This window comes from Brevundimonas sp., from assembly GCF_036963785.1.
GTDB lineage: Bacteria > Pseudomonadota > Alphaproteobacteria > Caulobacterales > Caulobacteraceae > Brevundimonas.
Genome location: NZ_JBALUS010000009.1, coordinates 1,700 through 21,036 on the forward strand (window position 1 = coordinate 1,700; position 19,337 = coordinate 21,036).

At 66.9% G+C, this 19,337-nt stretch carries 14 protein-coding genes; 6 read left to right on the forward strand and 8 right to left on the reverse strand.

All coding sequences use genetic code 11. The features are described from left to right. From V7672_RS14625 to V7672_RS14635, 3 genes are all read right to left on the reverse strand, one after another. A partial coding sequence (locus V7672_RS14625; protein WP_335625303.1) for a hypothetical protein occupies positions 1-3,441 on the reverse strand: 3,441 nt, incomplete at its 3' end. Then, positions 3,441-3,989, reverse strand: a complete 549-nt coding sequence (locus V7672_RS14630) for a hypothetical protein (RefSeq protein WP_335625304.1) — start codon at positions 3,987-3,989, stop codon at positions 3,441-3,443. The genes V7672_RS14625 and V7672_RS14630, both read right to left, overlap by 1 nt. 196 nt (positions 3,990-4,185) lie before the next feature. Continuing rightward, positions 4,186-4,761, reverse strand: a complete 576-nt coding sequence (locus tag V7672_RS14635; RefSeq protein ID WP_335625305.1) for a helix-turn-helix domain-containing protein — start codon at positions 4,759-4,761, stop codon at positions 4,186-4,188. Between the two features lie 114 nt (positions 4,762-4,875). On the opposite strand from V7672_RS14635, the gene V7672_RS14640 reads away from it, so the two are divergent. The 6 genes from V7672_RS14640 (at position 4,876) to V7672_RS14665 (ending at position 10,830) form a co-directional block, all read left to right on the forward strand. Then, on the forward strand, positions 4,876-5,058 hold the full coding sequence (locus V7672_RS14640) for a hypothetical protein (protein ID WP_335625306.1): 183 nt from the start codon (positions 4,876-4,878) through the stop codon (positions 5,056-5,058). Then, positions 5,055-5,321 (forward strand): hypothetical protein, encoded by a 267-nt coding sequence (locus tag V7672_RS14645; protein WP_335625307.1) that lies wholly within the window; start codon positions 5,055-5,057, stop codon positions 5,319-5,321. Before V7672_RS14640 ends, V7672_RS14645 begins: the two co-directional genes overlap by 4 nt. Beyond that, positions 5,321-7,414: a recombinase family protein gene (locus V7672_RS14650; protein ID WP_335625308.1), complete on the forward strand. Its 2,094-nt coding sequence runs from the start codon at positions 5,321-5,323 to the stop codon at positions 7,412-7,414. Before V7672_RS14645 ends, V7672_RS14650 begins: the two co-directional genes overlap by 1 nt. Before the next feature lie 239 nt (positions 7,415-7,653). Then, positions 7,654-8,847, forward strand: coding sequence for a tyrosine-type recombinase/integrase (locus V7672_RS14655; RefSeq protein ID WP_335625309.1), 1,194 nt, complete (start codon positions 7,654-7,656; stop codon positions 8,845-8,847). Positions 8,848-8,993: 146 nt separating this feature from the next. Next, positions 8,994-9,470, forward strand: coding sequence for a hypothetical protein (locus tag V7672_RS14660; RefSeq protein WP_335625310.1), 477 nt, complete (start codon positions 8,994-8,996; stop codon positions 9,468-9,470). A 271-nt stretch (positions 9,471-9,741) separates the two neighbouring features. Beyond that, positions 9,742-10,830, forward strand: a complete 1,089-nt coding sequence (locus tag V7672_RS14665) for an ABC transporter ATP-binding protein (protein ID WP_335625311.1) — start codon at positions 9,742-9,744, stop codon at positions 10,828-10,830. 732 nt (positions 10,831-11,562) lie between these two features. Here the strand turns inward: V7672_RS14665 and V7672_RS14670 are convergent. Genes V7672_RS14670 through V7672_RS14690 form a run of 5 tightly spaced genes read right to left on the reverse strand, consistent with a single transcriptional unit; the run spans position 11,563 to position 19,255 of the window. Then, positions 11,563-14,760 (reverse strand): discoidin domain-containing protein, encoded by a 3,198-nt coding sequence (locus V7672_RS14670; protein ID WP_335625312.1) that lies wholly within the window; start codon positions 14,758-14,760, stop codon positions 11,563-11,565. Positions 14,761-14,776: 16 nt separating this feature from the next. Beyond that, positions 14,777-15,598, reverse strand: coding sequence for a carbohydrate ABC transporter permease (locus V7672_RS14675; RefSeq protein ID WP_335625313.1), 822 nt, complete (start codon positions 15,596-15,598; stop codon positions 14,777-14,779). Further along, a complete protein-coding gene (locus V7672_RS14680; protein WP_335625314.1) occupies positions 15,595-16,548 on the reverse strand; it encodes a carbohydrate ABC transporter permease in 954 nt (317 codons plus the stop codon). Before V7672_RS14680 ends, V7672_RS14675 begins: the two co-directional genes overlap by 4 nt. Further along, positions 16,545-17,822 carry a sugar ABC transporter substrate-binding protein gene (locus tag V7672_RS14685; protein ID WP_335625315.1) on the reverse strand — a complete coding sequence of 426 codons (1,278 nt, stop codon included), beginning with the start codon at positions 17,820-17,822 and terminating at the stop codon, positions 16,545-16,547. The genes V7672_RS14680 and V7672_RS14685 overlap by 4 nt, the downstream gene beginning before the upstream one ends. Beyond that, positions 17,819-19,255: a glucoamylase family protein gene (locus V7672_RS14690; RefSeq protein ID WP_335625316.1), complete on the reverse strand. Its 1,437-nt coding sequence runs from the start codon at positions 19,253-19,255 to the stop codon at positions 17,819-17,821. The genes V7672_RS14685 and V7672_RS14690 overlap by 4 nt, the downstream gene beginning before the upstream one ends. Between the last annotated feature and the right edge of the window lie 82 nt (positions 19,256-19,337).

Sequence of the window (19,337 nt, forward strand, 5' to 3'; positions counted from 1 at the left end):
CATCTGGCCCGTGTACTGGAACCGGCTGGTGTAGGCGCCGGCGCGGACGCCGTATTCGTCATAGGCCTGAACGCTGGCAGCCCCAGACCCATCGGCCAGGCCGATCACCGACTGGCGCTCATCGGCCAGCAGCCAGCTCCGCGCGCTGGTGCCCGACCCCGCATAGGAGACCACCACATCGTCCAGCCCTATGCCCGGCACATAGCGCGCCGCCGGGGTCGAGCCGGTCGCGGGGTATTCACCCACCACCTGCAGGCCGTCGTAGAGGAACCGGGTCGTGGCGGTGCCGGCCGCGCGCTCAAGCCGGTTCAGCGGATCGAAGGTGAAGGTCGCCCCGCCCGCCGAGGTCAGATTGTTCTGCGTGTCATAGCCATAGCTGCCGCCCGGTACGGCAGTGATGTTGCCGCGCGTGTCATAGGTGACCGAGGTGCTGCCCGCTTGGGTCACCCGGTTCAGGCCGTCGTTAGTATAGGCCGTCGTGCCGATGGTGGGGGCATAGACATAATTGGCGTTCGAGACCGTCCGCCCGACGATCTGGCCCGCCGGATTGTGTGTGAACGTGATGGTCACGTCCTGGCCCGTGCCGGCGGGGTTATGGCCCAGCGACGACAGACGCGAGACCGCGTCATAGCCATAGGTCGACGACACCCCGTTGCCGCGCGATACCCCGGTGCGCCGGCCGAGATCGTCATAGGTATAGGTCGCCAACACGCCCGGCCCCGACGTCGCCCCGTTCTCACGCACCGCAGCCAAGCCGCCGTACAGGTCCCAGTCATAGGTCGCATAATAGCCGTCCGGCCAGGTCAGGCGGGTCCGCCTGCCGGCCGCGTCATACTGTGAGGCTATCGTGCCCAGGGCGCCGGTCTCGGTCAGCTGACGGTTCAGGGCATCCCAGGTCCAGGCCATAGAGTAGCCCGTGGCGGTCAGACCCGTCATCCGGCCCAGATTGTCATAGGTCATCGTCCGGGTGGCGATGCCCGGTCCCGCAAGGCTGGTCGCCCGGCCGAGGGCGTCGTAACCGATGGTGAAGGTTTGACCTCCCCGGTCGCGCCAGGTCAGAACATTGCCGGACGCGTCGTAGGTGTATTCTTCATAGTCGGTCGTCGAGGTGCCGCCGCCCGTCGCATTGGGATAGCGCAGCTTGACCACCCGACCGAGATCGTCGCGCTCTAGGACCGAACCATTGCCTTCGCCGTCCTCCAGGCTGACTAGCCAGCCGTTGTCGGAGTAGGCCGCTTCCTCGGTCAGAGCCGCGTTCGTGCCAACCCCGGTCTGCACCGCTGTGACGCGGCCCGCCAGGTCATAGGTGGTCTGGCTAATGCGGTCCGGACCGAACGGACCGACGTCTGACGGCGTGCAGGCGGAGGTGGGCGGACTGGCGAAGGTGGCGGGGTTCATCCGCACCGCCTGGCACTGGACCCGGCCTAAGGTGTCATAGGTGACTTGGGACAGAGCGTAGGTCGGACTGGTACCCGCCCCCTGGGCGCGGGTCTGCACGGGCCGGTTCAGCACATCGTAAGTCGTGACCTGTCGCTGCAGCGGGGTGAAGGACGCCCAGGCGGTATCGCCGTAGTCGGTCACTGTGCCGGCCTCGACCAGGACAGGCAGACCCGAGGCATTGTAGGTCACGCGCTGAGCCCTCTGCTCCAGCGCGCCCGAGCCATCCGGGTCGGGCCCGACCACGCCGGTCACCCGCCGCGAGGCGTCGCGGCGGTACTCGACCAGCTGGCCCGACAGGGGGCCGCTCTCGGTCAGGACGTCGCCGTTGTGGTCATAGGTGCGGGTCACTGTGGCCGAGACCGAGCCGTTGCCGGCTCCGGTCACCACGACCGTGGGGTTCAGGTTGTTGGCGACGTTGTCCGCGCCATAGGTCACGGTGGTCTCTACCTCCGTGGCGGTGTTGTCGCAGGACGTGCCGGTGGTGCAGGCCGAGACCGCCGTCGGCAGCGTCACCGGGTCAGGGTCCTCAACGAAGCTGGAGCTGCCGAAGGGGTCGCGCACCCAGGCATTTTGGTCGGCATAGGTGATGCGGGTCTGGGGCCGGGCCGCACTGGTGGTTGGCGCGGGCTCGGTGATGCTGGTCACCCCGCCATGCGTGGAGTCGTAGACATAGTCGGTAACGCCGCCGCGCGGGTCGGTCGTGCTGGTCGGCTGGTTGCAGGTGACGGGGTTGGAGCAGGTGCCGGGATAGCTGGCGGAGGACACGATGTCGGCCTCGGTCGAGCCCGTAGGGGGCTTCAGCGTCGTGGTGGTGACGTTACCGCGTCCATCATAGGCGTATTCCACCTTATTGCCCTGCGGATAGGTAATGCCCGTCAGTCGCTGATTGCTGTCGTAGGTGAAGGAGGTGGTCTCGTTCAGCGGATCCGTCAGGCTCACCAGCAGGCCGTTGGACAGATTGGTCACCGCAACTGTCTGGCCGGTGTCGGGTGCGGTGACCGTGGTGGTGCGCTGGCCTCCGGCGTCGGCGTAGGCATAGGTCCAGGTTCCGCCCCCGGCCTCATAGCTGATCACCCGCGCCTGACTGTCATATTCGAGGATCACCGCCGCCGTCGAAGGGTTGTCAGGAAGGCGGACTTCCATAGTGTTGGTAGACCTCACCAGGCTGGTCGCCTGCCCGCTCTGGTCGGTGGTGGTGTAGGTCGTGCTGGTCGAGTCGCTGACGCTGGAAAAGCTCGCGCTGGGCCAGGTGATCGACGTGTCGCAGTCGGGATCCAGATCCGTGCAGACGGCCCGGTTGTAAGCCTTCACGCCAGTGATCCGCTGCCACTCCGTGGCGTTGGACCCGTCGTTGTTGATGAAGTCGTCCTGATAGCTGAACTTCAGAACATAGCCCGTGTTGCTGGAGACGTTCATCAGCCGCACGTACTTGTAGTACGGCAGCGTCGAGATCTCCTGCACGACCGTCTCATACTCCAGCCGGAACAGTTCGCCGTTGGGGCGCTCCAGCGTCGCCAGACGCGCCGTGTTGTCGGCGATCGGGCTTTGGCTCGGGCTTACCAGACTGCCCTGGAATACGGCGACCGTCCCATCCGGCATGGTGTAGGTGTAGGTCAGCCCCGAGACCGTCAGCGTCTGGCCGACGTTGCGCACCGGCGTGAACGTGTTGCCCGAGCGCGTGAATATATCCGATACCGGACCGATGCTGAGCGCATAGGTCGATCCCGAGGAGTTGAGTGCGCCGGTCCAGTTGTCCCGCCAAGCGGTCGAGCCGATGTAGGTCCGGCTGTAGGTCAGCGATCCGGGCCCGGATCCGATCGCCACAGGCGTTTCGCCCATGACGAAGATGCCGGTGGCCAGGTCCACCCCGCGCTCATCAACGGAATAGTTGGACGGCGGCGGGGCCTGAAGCGGGGCCTGCGCCGCAGAAGTCGAAGCATAGGCCAGAACGGCGAGGGCGACGCCGGCGCCCAGAAGAGCGCGTCGGGCAGGGCGAAACATTACGGAACCTCCCACAGGACGGTGGTGCCCGCGCTGTTCAGGATCACGGCCGTGCCGTCGTTGCGGACCTCCAGATAGGCACCGCTGTTGCCGTTGGTCGCCGTAGCCCAGAGCGCCGTCCCCCCGGGATCGTAGAGCACCAGATTGCCGCCCGTCAGCATTTGCAAACGCAGCGCCGCGCCGTTGCCCGTGCTGCTCTGCCACAAGACGGTCGAGCTCTGGCGAAGCACGACGTTGCCGTCCTGCTCGAACTTGAACTCCACCTGTCCGTTCGGCGACAGCAGCCGCTGGGTCGGCACCAGGGTGTTCCCGGACGGCAGGGTGCTGGTGAAGGCGGTGTTACCCGTGTCCAACTGGCTCCGCGCAGTGCGGTTGTTCGCATCGTCGTAGCCGTAGCTCGCAATCCGAGACCCGGCCGGCTGGGCCGTCGCGACGCCCGAGACCCGGCCTTGCCCATCATAGCGGAACGTCTGGGTCACCTGGGCCTGGGCCGCGAACGGTGCCGCGAGCGCCAAGGTTGCAGTCACGGCAAAGAACATACGCTTCATGATCAGCCCTCCCAATCCGGAGGGTGGTGCGAGAACGCCGTTCCGCGCAACTAGCGCAGGTGGTTAGGGCGACGATAATCTTCTAAGTGATTGAACCGCCGATCATACAAAACCGTGATCGGTCAGCTTGTGCGTTGGGCCGTCTCCGGCACCTGCGCGGCCCCGTTCCGACCGGTCCGAGCCCGCGCCCAAACCCTCACTTCGGCATCACGAGTGTGAACAGCGGCCTCGGTGTGGCCTCTGCGATCGCGGCCGCCACCGCCCAGAGGTTGATCAGGCCCGCAGCCTCGATCGTCTCATTGGCAGCGTCTTCGCTCAGAGCGTAAAGCAGTCGGCATTCGCCGTCCTCGATGAAGGCGTGCCGATAGACCTGGGTCATGTCCTCGAGTTCGGCCAAGATCAGCATGTAAGCATTGTCGCCGGCACGTTCGAGCGAGTCGATGTAGGCGGCGGCTTCGCCAGCGGCTCCATCGACGGCCAGCGTCCGCTTCTGGTGATCGGCCAAGGCGGCGAACACGACGCCCGGCGCCGCCTCCACCGCCACACGCCGGCTGTTGGGGAGCGAAACGCCCAACCCGCGCAAGCGCATCATCAGTCGCATTTCGGCCAGCTCGCGCGGCGTGAAACTGGCCCGGCCTCCCTCGCGTGGGCGCAGCAGGCCCTGGCTGCGCCAATCGCGCTGTAGGTGGAGAGGCGTGCCGGTGATGGCCGCCGTCTCTGAGGGCGTGAACTGCCCCTCGCGATACCGAAGCGAAATTTGCGCGCTTGACATCCCGACCGTTCCGTGTGAAGCGACTACTAACCGCATCGACGATGCGGTATTTGATGTTGGTTACATTATGAACAGTGTCGGCACGACGCGCAAGCGCAATCACAGGAGGAGAGGATGATCTCGCAGATCGACGTGAGCGGCTACGATATGGCCGAGACCTTGGCGAAGGACCGCCGCCGCCGCAGCGAGGCTGAACTGAGCCAAGGCATGAGCGAACTGGACGCCATGCTGCTGCCGCTCGCCCTGGCGGTGGCGCGCCTGTCGGCGCGGACTCAGGTGACAGGGGGCGCCCAGTGAGCCGCGTCGCCATCCACCTGGCCGCCGCGTCGGTCGACCGGGACATCATCCGGTCCCTGTTCCACGACGTGAACCGGGTTGGAGGACGCGTCGTGAACATCACCCTCGGCACCGACAGCGCCGGTGGTCTGCAGACTGCGATAGAGGGCGTGGGCAGCGACTACGAGCAGCTGCTGCTGGTCGTCGGCCGTAAGGTCTACGAGGCGACCGCGCATGGCCCGCATCCCCTCGTCCAGCCGTCCGAAGCAGGGGGACTGCACTGATGCGCGCCCTGCCCCCGCCCGGCAGCCGGGTCGCCATTTACAGCCGCTTCTCGACCGATCGCCAGAAGCAGACGTCCATCGAGGGCCAGGAGCGCCTCTGCGCCGCCTACGCCGTTGAGCGTCAGTGGATTGAGTACAAGCGGTTCAGCGACTCCGAACGGTCCGGCACCACCACCATGGGCCGGGCGGGGCTGTTCGAAATGCTGGCGGCCGCCGACCGAGGCGAGTTCGACGTCCTGCTGGTCGAAGACATCGATCGCACCAGCCGTGACGCGGCTGACATGCATAAGCTCGCAAAGGACCTGGACGAACTGGACATCGTCATCTGCACGGTGGTCGGCGGCGTGGTGACCAACATCGAACTGGCCTTCAAGGCGGTCCAAAACGAGGAGTTCATCAAGCAGAACGCTCAGAAGTCCAAGCGCGGCCAGGAGCTCGCGATCAGCCAGGGTCGCATGTCCGGCGCCGTCGCCTACGGCTACCGCAAGGTTCTGAAGGTCGACGCACGCGGCGAAGCGATCAACGGCCTGCGCGAAAAGCACCCCGAACGGGCTGCGATCGTCCAACGCATCCATGAGGAGTTCGACGCCGGCCGTACCACGTTCGAGATCTGCGCCACCCTGAACGCCGAGGGCGTTCCGGGGCCGAAGGGCAAGGGCTGGCGACCCGGGGCGCTGCTCGGCAATCGCCACGGCGGCCTCGGCATCCTGCGCAACCCGATCTACGTCGGCGAGTACCAGTTCAGGAAGACGAGCCGCCGTCGCCGCAAGGGTCGGATCAAGACGCGGTTCACCGCCGCTTCCGAGCGCATGATCATGCAGCACCCGGAGCTGGCCATTGTCGATCGGGATCTGTGGGACCGCAATCAGGCGCGTTTGGCGGCGAACTTCGACCGGCCGTTCCACACCAAGCGCAAGGTCGAATACGTCTTCACCGGCAAGGTCCACTGCGGCGTCTGCAACTCCACCTGCATCGTCAGCGGCGGGAAGTACGTCTGCACGGGCCGTCAGCAGAAGGGCATCTGCTCCAACTCCCGGCGCGTGCCGCGCGAGGCGGTTGAAACCTCCATCTTCAACCGCGTTAAGGTCCACGTCCTGAACACGGCCGTCCTCGGTCCCGCCCTGTCGGCCTTCCGCGAGGAGGTCGAACGCGCCCGCGCCGACCACGCCGCCAAGGTCCAGAGCCAGGGCGGTCGTCTCAAGGACATCGACCAGCGCATCTCCAACCTGATGGTCCAGCTGGGCGGCGCCGCAGAATCCTCCTTCGCCAGCCAGATGCTGCTCGCCGAGCTGGAGCGCCTGGGCGCCGAGAAACGAGGCCTGGAGCGTCAGGTCAAGCAGGCACCACCCCCTCCGCCCGTCGGCGGCGACGTCGAGGCGATCATCGCCTCGATCTCGGGCACGCTGGATGACCTGCACGCCATGCTCCAGGCTGACGACGCCGAGGCCTCGCGGGCCAAGGAACTGCTGCGCGGACTGATCACGCGGATCGTGCTGGCGCCGACGCCCGGCTCGGTCACCGACGGTCGGGGCGCCGGCGACATGACCGTCACCGTGGAGGGGCCCATGGCCGCGCTGATCGATCTCGCCAGCTTCAACGTCGATCGCGTTGCCAAGCATGGACATCGGCCGATGTTCGATCTTGGCAACGCGATCGACGTTTGGACCTTCTCCTACGTCCTGGAGTGGCGCGATCCGCGTCTGGCCACGGTGCGGGCCGACCTGCCGATCGTAGCACGCCTGCTGGACGAGGCCGACGTTCCAGTCTCGATGGTGGCGATGGTCAAGGCCCTGGGCGACGCCGGGCCGACTACCGGTCCGGATGCCGACCGCACTCCCGACCAGCGTGCCCGCAACGCCGTCGCCTACCTCCAGACCCAGGGCTTCACCCGCTGCGTCAACATGCGCGGCCCCGACACCGGCTACGTTTGGAACGATCGGGGAATCAGCGACGCGGAATGGAAGGCGCGGATCGCTGAGCCGCCGATGACCCAGACCATCCCGGTCATGCGCGCCATCCCGCCCGAAGCCGTGGTGGTCGTGGTGGGGCCACCGGCCCCCGAAGACGTAACCAACGAGCGGGCTGACGAGTGAAGCATGGCCCACGACCCCGGCGCCCGTCTTCTTCGTCGTCCCTTTCCAGACGACTGGGCCGATGACGAGCCAATGACCTTGGTTGAGGCGGTCGCGGTCTTCTACCCGCACGGGCCGCTCACCCTGTCCTCGCTCCGCACTGAAATCCGCAAAGGCCGCCTCCCCACGGCAAAAGTGGCAGGCAGATTTTACGTCACCCCAGCAGCCTTGAAGTCCCTGTTTCATCCGAGTTCCGTCCCATGGCCCGCAGATCGAAAGGCGCAAGACTCTATCTGCGGCGTGGCCGCCCCGAACGAGGCACGGGGTCGGTCTGGGTCATCCGGGATGGATCGAAAGAGATCAGCACTGGCTTCGGCCCGGATCGCCGTGAAGCAGCTGAGCAAGCGCTCAGCGCCTACATCGACGCCAAGTGGTCGCCGGAAACCGCAGATCGCGGCACCCGCGACCCCGCCGACGTTCTGATCGCCGACGTCATCGCGCTCTACGCCACTGAGAAGGCCCCGCGCGTGGCTGACCCTGTTTCATGCAAGGGGCGCCTTGAGGCTCTCTTGGCCTACTGGGGCGAATCGTCGCTCGCCGACATCAAGCGATCCTCCTGCACCGACTATGTCTCATGGCGCGTGCAGCAACCGATCAAGGCCTACAAAAACTCGTCAGACGCGCCCCGCGTCAGCGACCAAGCCGCAAGGCGGGAACTCGAAGACCTGTCCGCTGCCATAGGCTACTGGGCCGAAGAACATCCCCTCACGCGCCGCCCGAAAGTCGTGCTGCCTGCGAAGGCCGAGGGGTCTCGCGATGCGCTGACCCGTAACGAAGCGGCGCGTCTTTTGAAGGCCGCGATGGGCTGGCGGTTTGACCCGCAGACGGGACGCTGGCGCCGACTTCAGGAATCGAGCCGGAAGAACCGCGCCCACCTTCGCCGCTTCCTGCTGATCGGGCTTTACACCGGCACCCGGCCGGGCGTTCTGCCGAAACTGCTTTGGGAGGAATCCCCGACCCAGGCCTGGGTCGATCTGGAGGCGGGGATCATCTACCGGCGCGGCAGGGCGGAGCGCGACCACAGGACCAAGCGCCGCCCATTGGTGAAGATGCCAGGTCGGCTGCTGGCCCACATGCGTCGTTGGCGGCGTCTGGATGTCGCGGCGGCCAAAGCTCGCGGTGAACCGCCTCCAGTCACCGTTCTCCACCATGGTGGCCGGGCGCTGGCGGGGCGCATCCGCACCGGCTTCGAGGGTATCGTGCGCGATGCCGGGCTGGCGCGGGAAGTCACGCCGCATTGGATGCGTCACACCTGCGCGACCTGGCTGATGGAGCAGGACGTTCCACCTTGGGAGGCCGCCGGCTACACCGGCATGACCATCAAGACCCTTGAGGAGTTCTACGGACATCATCGGCCGAGCCATCAGGCACGCGCGCGTCGGGCTCTTGGCTGACGACGGCAGAATGATCTGGGCGACCGCAATGTCGCGCGGTCGAAGATGCCGTCACCCGAGGATCAACCTGTGCCATACGTTGCCGCATGACTCGACAGCGATCGAAGAGCGCCCCGGATCGCCTACTGGCTGTGTCAGGCGGTGCGATGCACATTTGGATCAAGCTGCAATGGGAAGCGAACCAACTTCAGGCAGCGCGAACCAAGCGCCCTTTCGATGTGATCGCGACGCTCTATGGCGCGATCAATTTCGCCATAACGGCGCAATCACTGGAAGATTGGACCATTAAGGCCCTGATCCAACGGGACAGGCGCAACGGCCTCAATGCTGGCGCATACAAAAAGGCGATCGCCGAAGCCGTGCCGATGCAGCCAGCGTTCAGGGACATCGCCAATACCGCAAAGCATGGAGAACATCGGGAGGACAATTGGCTGGGCGGCACCGTCGAGCTGGTGCACATGCCCGGCTTCACCGGAACGGAGCGGGAGTATGTCCTGCTCTACCACGGCGATGGCCCAACCCTACGAACCAGCCTGGAGCTATTCGGCGACGCGACGCTCCAGTGGCGTCAATATCTGACCCGCATGAGGGTGTCGGGGTTCGAAGCTTTGCCGCAGCCCTGACCGTTCTGCCCCTCCCCCCGGAAATCCCCCAGAAACCCCACCAAAAAAACATGAACGAACCCAGAAACGTCGCGACTTGAAGCTCAACAAAGTCAATGCGTTCGCGGGAGAGCACCTCGTTCACACCGAGGGGGTCACAGGTTCAATCCCTGTCGCATCCACCACTCCTTCCTCTCTCCGATCAAATGTCATGAGCAGGTGACACCGCGCTTGATCGGGGCCTGTAACCGGTTACGTTGACGCCAACGAGAAACGAAGGGCAGGAAGCGCGATGGCAGGCGTCCGTCTCAACGGCGTGCGAAAAGACTTTGGCGCCGTGCAGGTGCTGAAGGGCATCGACCTCGACATCGCCGACGGAGAGTTCGTCGTGTTCGTCGGGCCGTCGGGCTGTGGCAAGTCGACCCTGCTGCGCACCATCGCCGGGCTGGAGGATGTCAGCGCCGGTGAGGTCGTGATCGGCGACCGGGTGGTCAATGAGCTGTCGCCCTCGGACCGGGGCATCGCCATGGTCTTCCAGTCCTATGCGCTGTACCCGCACATGACGGTGCGCGAGAACATGGCCTTTGGCCTGAAGCTGGCCAAGCACGACAAGGCCGAGATCGAGCGGCGCGTCGATGCGGCGGCCGCCATCCTGAACATCACCGACTATCTGGACCGCAAGCCCAAGGCCCTGTCGGGCGGACAGCGCCAGCGGGTGGCCATCGGCCGGGCCATTGTACGCGAGCCCGAGGTCTTCCTGTTCGACGAGCCCCTGTCGAATCTGGACGCGGCCCTGCGGGTCCGCATGCGCTACGAATTCGCGGCCCTGCACCAGCGGCTGAAGACCACCATGGTCTATGTGACGCACGACCAGATCGAGGCCATGACCCTGGCCGACCGGATCGTGGTGCTGAACGGCGGGGTGATCGAACAGGTCGGCGCGCCGATGGACCTGTATGAGCACCCCTGCAACCGTTTCGTCGCCGAATTCATCGGCAGTCCCAAGATGAATATGATCGCCGTCACCCTGGTCGAGGCCGGGCCGGCGGGCGCCGTGCTGAAGACCGCCGGCGGCGATACGCTGCGGGCGGCGGTCAAGGCCGAGGGCGCGAAGCCGGGCGATAAGCTGACGCTGGGGATCCGCCCCGAGCATCTGTCGCTGGACGGGCCGGGCGAGGCCATCCACGGCCGGGCCGACTTTGTCGAGACGCTGGGCAATGCCACCTATGCCTATATCGATATCGGCGAGGGCCACGACAGCATGACGGCCCAGCTGGCCGGGTCGGAACGACCGAAGTCGGGCGACCGGCTGGAGCTGAAACTGCAGGCCGAACACGCCTATCTGTTCGACGCGGACGGCAAGGCGTTCCAGCGGCTGTAGGCCGGCAGCGGGCGCTCCTGATTTCTGACAGCGGTGCCGCCCCCTCCACCACTCCGTGGTCCCCCTACCCGCGAACGGGGAGGAGATGAGTGCACGACTCTTTTCCTCTCGCCTGCAGGGCAGAGGTGGAGGGCAGGCGGAGCGCCGGGCCTTCGCCCGGAGAAGATGAATAATACCGTTTCGACGAAGACAGACGCTCCGCGCGGGTGGTTTTCCGGGAGCTTGCGTCGGGTGGCGGTGTTATCGCCTTACCGCAGCGCCCCCGGCGGGCGGGCGGGGCCTGCGACCCGTCCCGGAACGGCCGAGTATCCCCCTCGACCCTTGCCTCGATCCCGCACCCGGAGGCGGAGATCGAGGGTGCTCAGGCCCTGAGGCCTGATCCCGCTCCATCGCTCCTGCCGCTCACAAGGTCGCAGGCCTTACGAGCCCTCCGTGCGACAGGACGCGAGCAGTGTGGCACAGGCCCCCGGTGAGGCGGGAAAGTCGGCGCGGGAAACGCGAGGGGTGTTGGAAGGACGGGGGAATTCGAGGGCGGTCAGGATGGCTGAGGCGTCCGACCTAGCGCGCGGTCCCTTCTCCCGATGGGAGAAGGTGGCGCGTGAGCGCCGGATGAGGGTCGGCGGCTTCATTCGGCGACGGCCGTGGCAGGACCGACGCGACGGCTCACGCCGAAGGTGAGGGAGAGCCCCTCACCCCCTACCCCCTCTCCCACGGGAGAGGGGAAATGGTCTCCTAGCGCAGCTCGACCCTCCGGGTGCCGGGGGGCAGGATCAGATCGCCGCCGGACCAGTCGACGGGGCGGCCGTCGATGCGGGCTGTGCGGGCCTCGCTGCCTTCGGGCCAGGCAAGGACGAAGCCGCCGGGCGGCGTGGCGGTGGTGTCGAGGTCGAGCACATAGCCGCGGCCCTCCTGCCGCAGGTGCCAGCTGACCGGGCCATAGGGGGTGCGCAGATTGCGGATACCGACCCCCTCCTCCGTCTCGATCCAGTCCAGCGGGATGCCGGCGGCCAGCACCAGGGCGTGGTCGCGGTCGCGTTCGTGGACGAACAGGTCCAGCGCCGAACGGATGTAGTCGGAGCTGATCCAGGCGTGGGGCATGTCGCCGATAAAGCGGGGCTCGCGCGCATCCCGACCGACCACCTCGGCCCAGCCGTTCCAGGCCTGCGGACGCAGGTCGCCGAAGAAATAGTCGAAGGCGGAGATCGCGCGGTCGCGCTGGCCCAGCCGCACGAAGGCGCCGACCGAGCGCAGCTCATAGGGGGTGTAGTCGCCCCAGTCGGGCCGGGGCTCCCAGTCCTCGGCCATCAGGGGGGTCCAGTCGCCGGTGCGACGCGCCTCGAAATTCAGCCAGTAGAGGTCGAAGGTCCGGCGCAGCAGGTCCTGGGGCAGGACGTCGATCAGCCCGCCGGGCGACAGGCCGATGGTGGTCGAGGTGGCGTCGAAATCGCCCCGGTCGGCCGCGCCCGCAATCCAGTCGATGTCATGGAAGGCAGCGGTGGCGACTATGGCATTGGCGATGTCGGTGCTGAACTGATCGCGGCCGGCGGCGAAGCGGGCCTCGGCCGCGTCCTCGCCCAGCACGTCGGCGATGAAGACGGCGTCGCGGTAGCCGACCAGACCCCAGAAATCGTCCCAGTAGGAATAGGCCGGTTTGTCGGAATAGCCCTCGTGGCTGATGGTCGGCGGCAGGAGGCCGTAGAGGTGGCGGGTGTCGGGTGTCTGGAACTCGGCCGTGCGGGTCTCGCCGCGCAGTTCGTCCATATAGGCGATGGCGCCCTCGACCTGGGGCCAGACATCGCGCAGCAGGGCGCGGTCGCCGGTGTAGCGATAGACCTCGGCGGCGAGGAAGACGAACTCGCCGTGGCTGTCGTTCTCGGGGACCGGATCGGCGCCGCGCGCGTCGACGCAGCAGGGCACCTTGCCGTTGTCGAACACATAGGGGGCGAACCAGCGCAGATAGTCGGCCGAGATGTCGGCGTGACCGAGGCGGTTCAGCCCTTCGGCGATCATGGCGCCGTCGCGGATCCAGGAGCGGTTGTAGGAGCGGGTCCCGGGCTGGAGGATCGGCCCCTGACGCGACATCAGGATGTGGGCCAGCGAGGATTTCAGCACATCCTCGACCTGCTGGGCCTGGGGCGGCAGGATCAGGTCGACGCGGTCGATCTTTGCGCGCCAGTCGGCGGCGACGCGGTCCTCGACGGCATCCAGAGCGGCCTCGACCGAGCCGGCGACCGGCAGCGGATCTGGGACACCGGCCATGGGCAGCATCCAGCCGAACTGGCGGGTTTCGCCGGGCTGTAGGGTGACCTCATAGAACAGCGCCCCGGCCATCAGGCCGTCATCGGACTCGACAAGGCGCGCGTCCACGGGCTGGCGACGATCCGGCTGGGTCAGCAGGCTGTGGGGATCCGCACCCGCCGCGAACAGGGAGGCAGCGACCGCATCGGGCATCACCAGCGGGCGCACGCGGGTGTCGTCGTTCAGCACCAGCTCGCCCCCGGTCCAGTCGATCTGGGCGATGGGGCCGACGCCGCCCGGGACGGCGAGGAACTGCTTCGGTCCATTGACCTGATAGGGGCGCGCCATCAGGGCCAGGGTGACGGTCCGGGCGCGGTCCGAGGTGTTGGTCAGATGGTAGCGGCCGAACAGGCGGGAGGTCTCGGGCGTGCCGTCGGCGAAGGCCTCGATCTTCAGCGTCAGGCCGTCGGTCTGCCACTGGACCCAGGGCATGGGCAGGTCGTCGTCGCGCAGCCCCTGGGTGATGTTGACGTCGGCCCAGGTGGTCAGGCGGCCGTCTTCCAGCAGGAAGGGTTCGATCGAGGGGCCGCCGCGGCGCAGCTCGATGGCGCCGTCCTCGCCCATCAGGCCGCTTTCGCCGCCGCCGTCGACCCCGACCAGGGTCCAGTAGGGCTGCTCGCCATGGAACCCCCGGGGGTAGAGACCGCGCCGCGATTCCGAGGCCACGGCGGTGATGAAGGCGGTCTGGTCTGCGCCGAAGGCAAGCGGCTCGATCTCGACCTCCGCGAGGCCATAGGTCGGCATGCCGTCGAGCAGCTGCAGCTGGATGTAGCGGGCCGAGGTCTCGGGCAGGCGCAGCCAGTCAGTGCCGCCGTCGCCGTAGTCGACCTGGGTCAGGAAGGTCCAGTCGGTCCCGTCGTTCGAGATGTCGATGCGATAGCGGTCGGCCCAGCCGTCGTCCTGCCAGCGCAGGGTCAGGCCGCCGAACTCGCGCTCATAGCCGAGGTCGAGGGTCAGGTTCTGGAAGCCGCCGTCGGCGGTGCGCCAGACGGTCGAGGGATCGCCGTCGACGGCGTTGGTGGCGGAAAAGCCCTCGGCCTCGGATGTGGCCGACGCCAGCGGGCGCGGCGGCACGGCGGGCTCGGGCGGCAGTTCGCGCAGGGTCAACTGGTCGATCTCGATATGGCCGGACCCGCCCTCGGCGGCGACCACGACGAACTCCATCCGCTCGGCCTGACGCAGCACGGGGTCCTCGCCCGGGCCCCAGGCCTTGGTCACCTGGCGGCGCTTGATGGTGAACAGGGTCCAGTCGTCGGGGAAGTCATAGCGGGTGGTCTGGCGCCACCAGACGTTCTCGTTCTCCGCGTCGGTGAACTTGACCTCGAAGGTGTTGAGCGGGCCGACGCCGCGCACCCAGAAGCTGATCTCGTAGTTTTCCGGGAGGGTGACGTCGATCTCGCGCGCGGCAAAGGCGTAGCCGGCGCGGCCGTTGAAGTCGAAGTCGAGGCGCAGGGCCTGTCCCTCGCGCCCGGGCACGGTGCGGATGGTCGAGGTCACATCGGTCGAGGCGTCGGCTTCCCAGGCGCCGGTCGTCTCGAAGGCGTCGAGCACGCGGGTGTCCTGGGCCACGACGGGCGCGGCCGTCAGAAGACACGCAGCGATCGCAAAAAGACCGTTTCGGATCATGGGCATGGGCAACACTCCTGTCTCAACCCTTGACGCTGCCGGCCAGCATTCCCCGAATGTAATAGCGCTGCAGCGCGAGGAAGAGGATCAGCACGGGGGCGACGGTGATGACCGAGCCGGCCATCATCATTTCAATGTCCTGCACATGCTCGCGCGACATGGCAGCCAATGCGACCGGCAGGGTGTAGTTGGACTGATCGGTCAGAATGATCAGCGGCCAGAGGAAGTCGTTCCAGCTGCCGAGGAAGACGAACAAGCCGAGCGTGACGATGATCGGCTGCATGGTCGGCAGGACCACGCGACGGAAGATCTGGCCCTCGGTCGCGCCGTCAACGCGGGCGGCCTCGAGCATCTCGTCAGGAATGGACAGGGCATACTGGCGGACCAGGAACAGGCCGAAGATCGACGCCAGCCAGGGCACCAGAGCGCCGGCATAGGTGTTCACCAGCCCCATGCCCTTCAGCATCAGGAACAGCGGCAGGGTGCCGATCTGGGCCGGGATGACCAGGGCGCCGATCAACAGTTGAAAGAGCCGGTCGCGCCCGGCGAACTTCAGCTTGGCAAAGGCGTAGCCGGCCGGGACCGTAAAGCCGAGCGCCAGAAGGGTGGCCATGGTGGCCAGCGCAAAGCTGTTCCAGAGGTACTGCCCCATGCCCTGAGTGACGAACAGGGTGCGGTAGTGTTCGAGCGTCCAGCTGTCGGGCAGCAGCGGCGGCGGGAAGGTGGCGGCCTCACCCGTTTGCATGAAGCTGACCGAGACCATCCAGGCCAAGGGGAACAGCACCATCAGGGCGATGAAGCCCACGGCCAGGTTCAGGGCGATGACGCGGGGTTTGAGCTTCATGACGTGGCCCCCAGACGCTTCGACACCCACAGCTGGATCAGGGTGATGGCGAAGATGCACAGGAACAGGATGAAGGCCACGGCCGAGGCGGAGCCGAGGTTCCACCATTTGAAGCCCTCTTCATACATGAAGTACAGGACGGTCACAGTCGACTGGGCGGGCCCGCCCTGGGTCATCACATAGGGCTCGGCGAACAGCTGGAAGAAGGCGGCGACCGAGATGATGCTGACCAGCAGCAGGGTCGGTGCGATGGCCGGCAGGGTCACATGGCGGAACTGTTTCCACGGGCCGGCGCCGTCGATGCGGGCGGCCTCGTACAGCTCGTCCGGGACAGTCTGGAGCACGGCCAGGAAGATCAGCATATTGTAGCCGAAGGTCTTCCACACCACGAACATCAGGATGGCCGGGATGGAGGTCGAGGGCTGGCCCAGCCAGTCGACGGCGGGCAGGCCGACCGAGGTCAGGCCCCAGTTGATGATGCCGTAGCGGGTGTGCAGCAGATAGTTCCAGAGCACCGCCGTGGCGACCAGGGTCGTCACATAGGGGGCAAAGAACATGACCCGCCAGATGGGCCGCCACAGCACCATGCGGGCGTTGAGGATCACGGCGGCGGCCAGCGACACGGCCAGCGTCAGGGGCACGCCCAGGACGCTGAACCAGACGGTGTTCTTCATCGCGCCCCAGAACAGGGCGTTGCCCAGCAGGTTCTGATAGTTGTCGAGGCCGACGAAGCGCAGATTGTTCAGATCGGCGAGCGCGTAGATGTCGAAGTCGGTCAGGCTGAGCAGCAGGGCCGAGACCATCGGGATGACGAAGAACAGGCCGATGGCGATCAGCGACGGGGCGACAAAGCCCCAGGCGGCGCGGCTGCGCCTGCGGTGATCGGAACGCCGGGGCGGACGGGTCGCCTCGCGCGTGGCGGCGGGGGCCGTGACGGTCTGCATGGTCATGAGGCCCCTCCCCGCTCCAGCATCCAGCGGCGTTTTTCAAGCAGGCGGTCGGCGCGGCGGTCAATCTCGGCGGCGGCGGTCTCGGGTGTGTATTCGCCGCGCACCATGCGCTCGGCGACGATCTGCATCTCGGTCACGATCCGCTCCCACTCCGGGGCCTTGGGCACGGCCTCGGCGCGGGCCAGCTGGGCCTTGAACGGCAGGATCATCGGATCCGAGGCGAGCGCCGGCGCCGACCATGCGCTTTCGCGGGCCGGGAGGCTGCCGGTGATCTGGTTGAAGCGGACCTGGGTCTCGGGCTCGAGCAGGTAACGCACCCAGGCCCAGGCGGCCTCGGGGTGGCGGGTGGAGCGAAACACGGCCAGAGAGGAGCCGCCGGGGGCCGAGGCGCCGGGGCCGTCGGGCCCCGGAATGCCGGCGGTGGCCCACTGGGTCTCGGGCGGCAGGCGGCGACGGAAATCGCCGATCGACCACGGACCCGAGAAATAGAAGCTGAAATAGCCGCGCTGGAACTCGGTCCAGACGTTCGAGATCTGGGTGGCGGACACCAGCGGGGCCAGGCCCTCGTCGAACAGGCTCTTGTAAAAGGCGAGCGCCGCGATGAAGCCGGGGCTGGAAAAGTTTCCGCGTGTGGCCTGATCGGCCAGCAGGGGTTCGTCGGCCTGAAGTCCGAAGGTCAGAAGCTGCTCGAACTCATTGACCGGCAAAAGGATTGCATGGTTGCCCTCGCCCGCCACCCGCTTGATTGCGTGCATGGAAGCCTTCCACTCTGCCCAGGTGACGGGGACGGTGTCATAGCCCGCGCGGGCCAGGATATCGGTGCGGCAGAACAGCAGGCGGGTGTCGACATACCAGGGGGTAGCGACGGCCTGACCGTCGACGCGGTTGGTTTCGAGCACGGCCGCGAACTGATCGGTCAACAGGTCGGAGGCAAAGGCCGGCGTCGGCGACAGGGCCCCGATGGCCGCCATTTCCGACACCCAGGTGTTGCCGATCTGGCTGATGTCCGGGAGGGAGTCGCCAGCATAGGCGGTCAGCAGTTTCTGGTGAGCAGCGGTCCAGGGCACGGCCTGGACCTCGACCGCGATGCCGGGATTGCGGCGCTCGAACTCGGGCACCAGTTGCGGCACGGCCGTGCCCTCCGCGCCCATGGCCCAGAAGGTCAGGGGCGTACGTCCATCGCTGCGGCCCGAACAGCCGGCGGTCGCAAGCGCTGCCGTCGATCCGGCCAGCCAGCCCAGTGCCGTCCTGCGGTCGGGCCGGATCAGTGTCATGCGCGGTCCAGCCAGCCGCCCTCGAACCCGGCGCGCTGAAGGCCCCGGATCAGATTGGGCTCGCCGTGCATGTGGGTCCAGACGAGGTTGCTGCGGTGGTTCTCGATCATGACCACGATGGGGCCCTGGTCGATGCCCAGATAGTCGCCATTCACCCAGCCGATGTCGGGCACGATCTGGCCGTGCATCAGCGGCCCGTCCCGTTCCGTCAGGGTCGGGTTGAAGGAGTCGAGGAAGCCCCACTGCGTGTACAGGGCCTCGCCATAGCGGGCCTTCATGGCCTTGAGGCAGGCGGTGACCGCATCCGGGGCGAAGGGCATGGAGGCCATGGCGGCGGTCGGCGCGATGGTGCCGTCGTCGCGCTCGCCCGGCCCACGCGCGGAATAGCTGAAGAACTCACGCTCGCGGCCGTTGATGGTCTGGGTGAAATCGCCCGGGCCGTCGCAGGCGGTCAGGCCCCACACCTCGTCGTCATAGCCGACCCAGCCCATGGGGTTGGTGCGGGCGTAGAACTGCTGGGCCTCGGCGGCGCGGACGCTGTTCTGGAAATAGTCGAAGTCACCGATCTCGGCCGATCTCTCGCGCATCCAGGCATCGCGGATGCCGCGGAAGTCGATGAACATATGGCTGTACTGATGGCCGAACATCGGGGCGAAATGCAGGTGCGGGGTGCCGTATGCGTCCGTCCAGCTGTCGCCGTAGACGGAGCACCACTCGGTCCAGACCTCAGGCGCGACCGGGTGGGTCGTGCTGCCCATGGCCAGCAGCAGGACGATCATGCCCTCGTTATAGACATGCCAGTCGTGCGGGATGTGGCCGGTCTCGGGGTGCCAGCCCATGGAAATGAGGTTGGGGCGGACGACCGCCCAGTCCCACTCGACCCGGTCGTAGATGGCCTGGGCCTTCTCGCGGATTTCGGCCTCGCCGGCGTCCTCGCCGTCGAAATAGCGGGCCGCGAACAGCATGCCGCCCAGCAGCAGGGCGGTGTCGACCGTCGACAGCTCGGTCGTGCCGAAGCGGTGGCCGGTGTCCATGTCGAGGAAGTGGTAGAAGAAGCCCTTGTAGCCGGTCACGCCGGTCGCCTCGGGCCCCTGGGGGGCGTCGTGGAAGAAGCGGATGGTCGTCAGGGTGATGTCGCGGGCTTCCTCGCGCGTCATCCAGCCGCGCTCGACGCCGACCGGCCAGCAGGCCAGGGCAAAGCCCACAGCCGCGACCGACGAAAATGAGGGGGTGGGCCAGCGATCCGGCGTCAGGCCGGTGCGCGGGTCGGTGACATGGCGGAACCAGTCGAAGGTGCGCTTTTGCAGCTCCTCGACATCGGCATCGAGGGCCACAGGGGTCGCAGTGCCGTTGCTCTGGCCGCGTCCACAGGCGGCAAGGCCAGCCAGACCCGCACCCGCCACCGAAGCCAGAAGAAACCGTCTGCGATCCATACTCACACCTTACGCGACTGTCGGGCGAAACCCGAAAACACAAAAAAGAGGGGCCGCCCCCACGCACGGTGAGAGGCGGCCC

Coding starts and splice junctions, on each gene's coding strand:
- V7672_RS14630 (WP_335625304.1), bottom strand. CDS start 3,989: ATGAAGCGTATGTTCTTTGCCGTGACTGCAACCTTGGCGCTCGCGGCA.
- V7672_RS14635 (WP_335625305.1), bottom strand. CDS start 4,761: ATGTCAAGCGCGCAAATTTCGCTTCGGTATCGCGAGGGGCAGTTCACG.
- V7672_RS14640 (WP_335625306.1), top strand. CDS start 4,876: ATGATCTCGCAGATCGACGTGAGCGGCTACGATATGGCCGAGACCTTG.
- V7672_RS14650 (WP_335625308.1), top strand. CDS start 5,321: ATGCGCGCCCTGCCCCCGCCCGGCAGCCGGGTCGCCATTTACAGCCGC.
- V7672_RS14655 (WP_335625309.1), top strand. CDS start 7,654: ATGGCCCGCAGATCGAAAGGCGCAAGACTCTATCTGCGGCGTGGCCGC.
- V7672_RS14660 (WP_335625310.1), top strand. CDS start 8,994: ATGCACATTTGGATCAAGCTGCAATGGGAAGCGAACCAACTTCAGGCA.
- V7672_RS14665 (WP_335625311.1), top strand. CDS start 9,742: ATGGCAGGCGTCCGTCTCAACGGCGTGCGAAAAGACTTTGGCGCCGTG.
- V7672_RS14670 (WP_335625312.1), bottom strand. CDS start 14,760: ATGCCCATGATCCGAAACGGTCTTTTTGCGATCGCTGCGTGTCTTCTG.
- V7672_RS14675 (WP_335625313.1), bottom strand. CDS start 15,598: ATGAAGCTCAAACCCCGCGTCATCGCCCTGAACCTGGCCGTGGGCTTC.
- V7672_RS14680 (WP_335625314.1), bottom strand. CDS start 16,548: ATGACCATGCAGACCGTCACGGCCCCCGCCGCCACGCGCGAGGCGACC.
- V7672_RS14685 (WP_335625315.1), bottom strand. CDS start 17,822: ATGACACTGATCCGGCCCGACCGCAGGACGGCACTGGGCTGGCTGGCC.
- V7672_RS14690 (WP_335625316.1), bottom strand. CDS start 19,255: ATGGATCGCAGACGGTTTCTTCTGGCTTCGGTGGCGGGTGCGGGTCTG.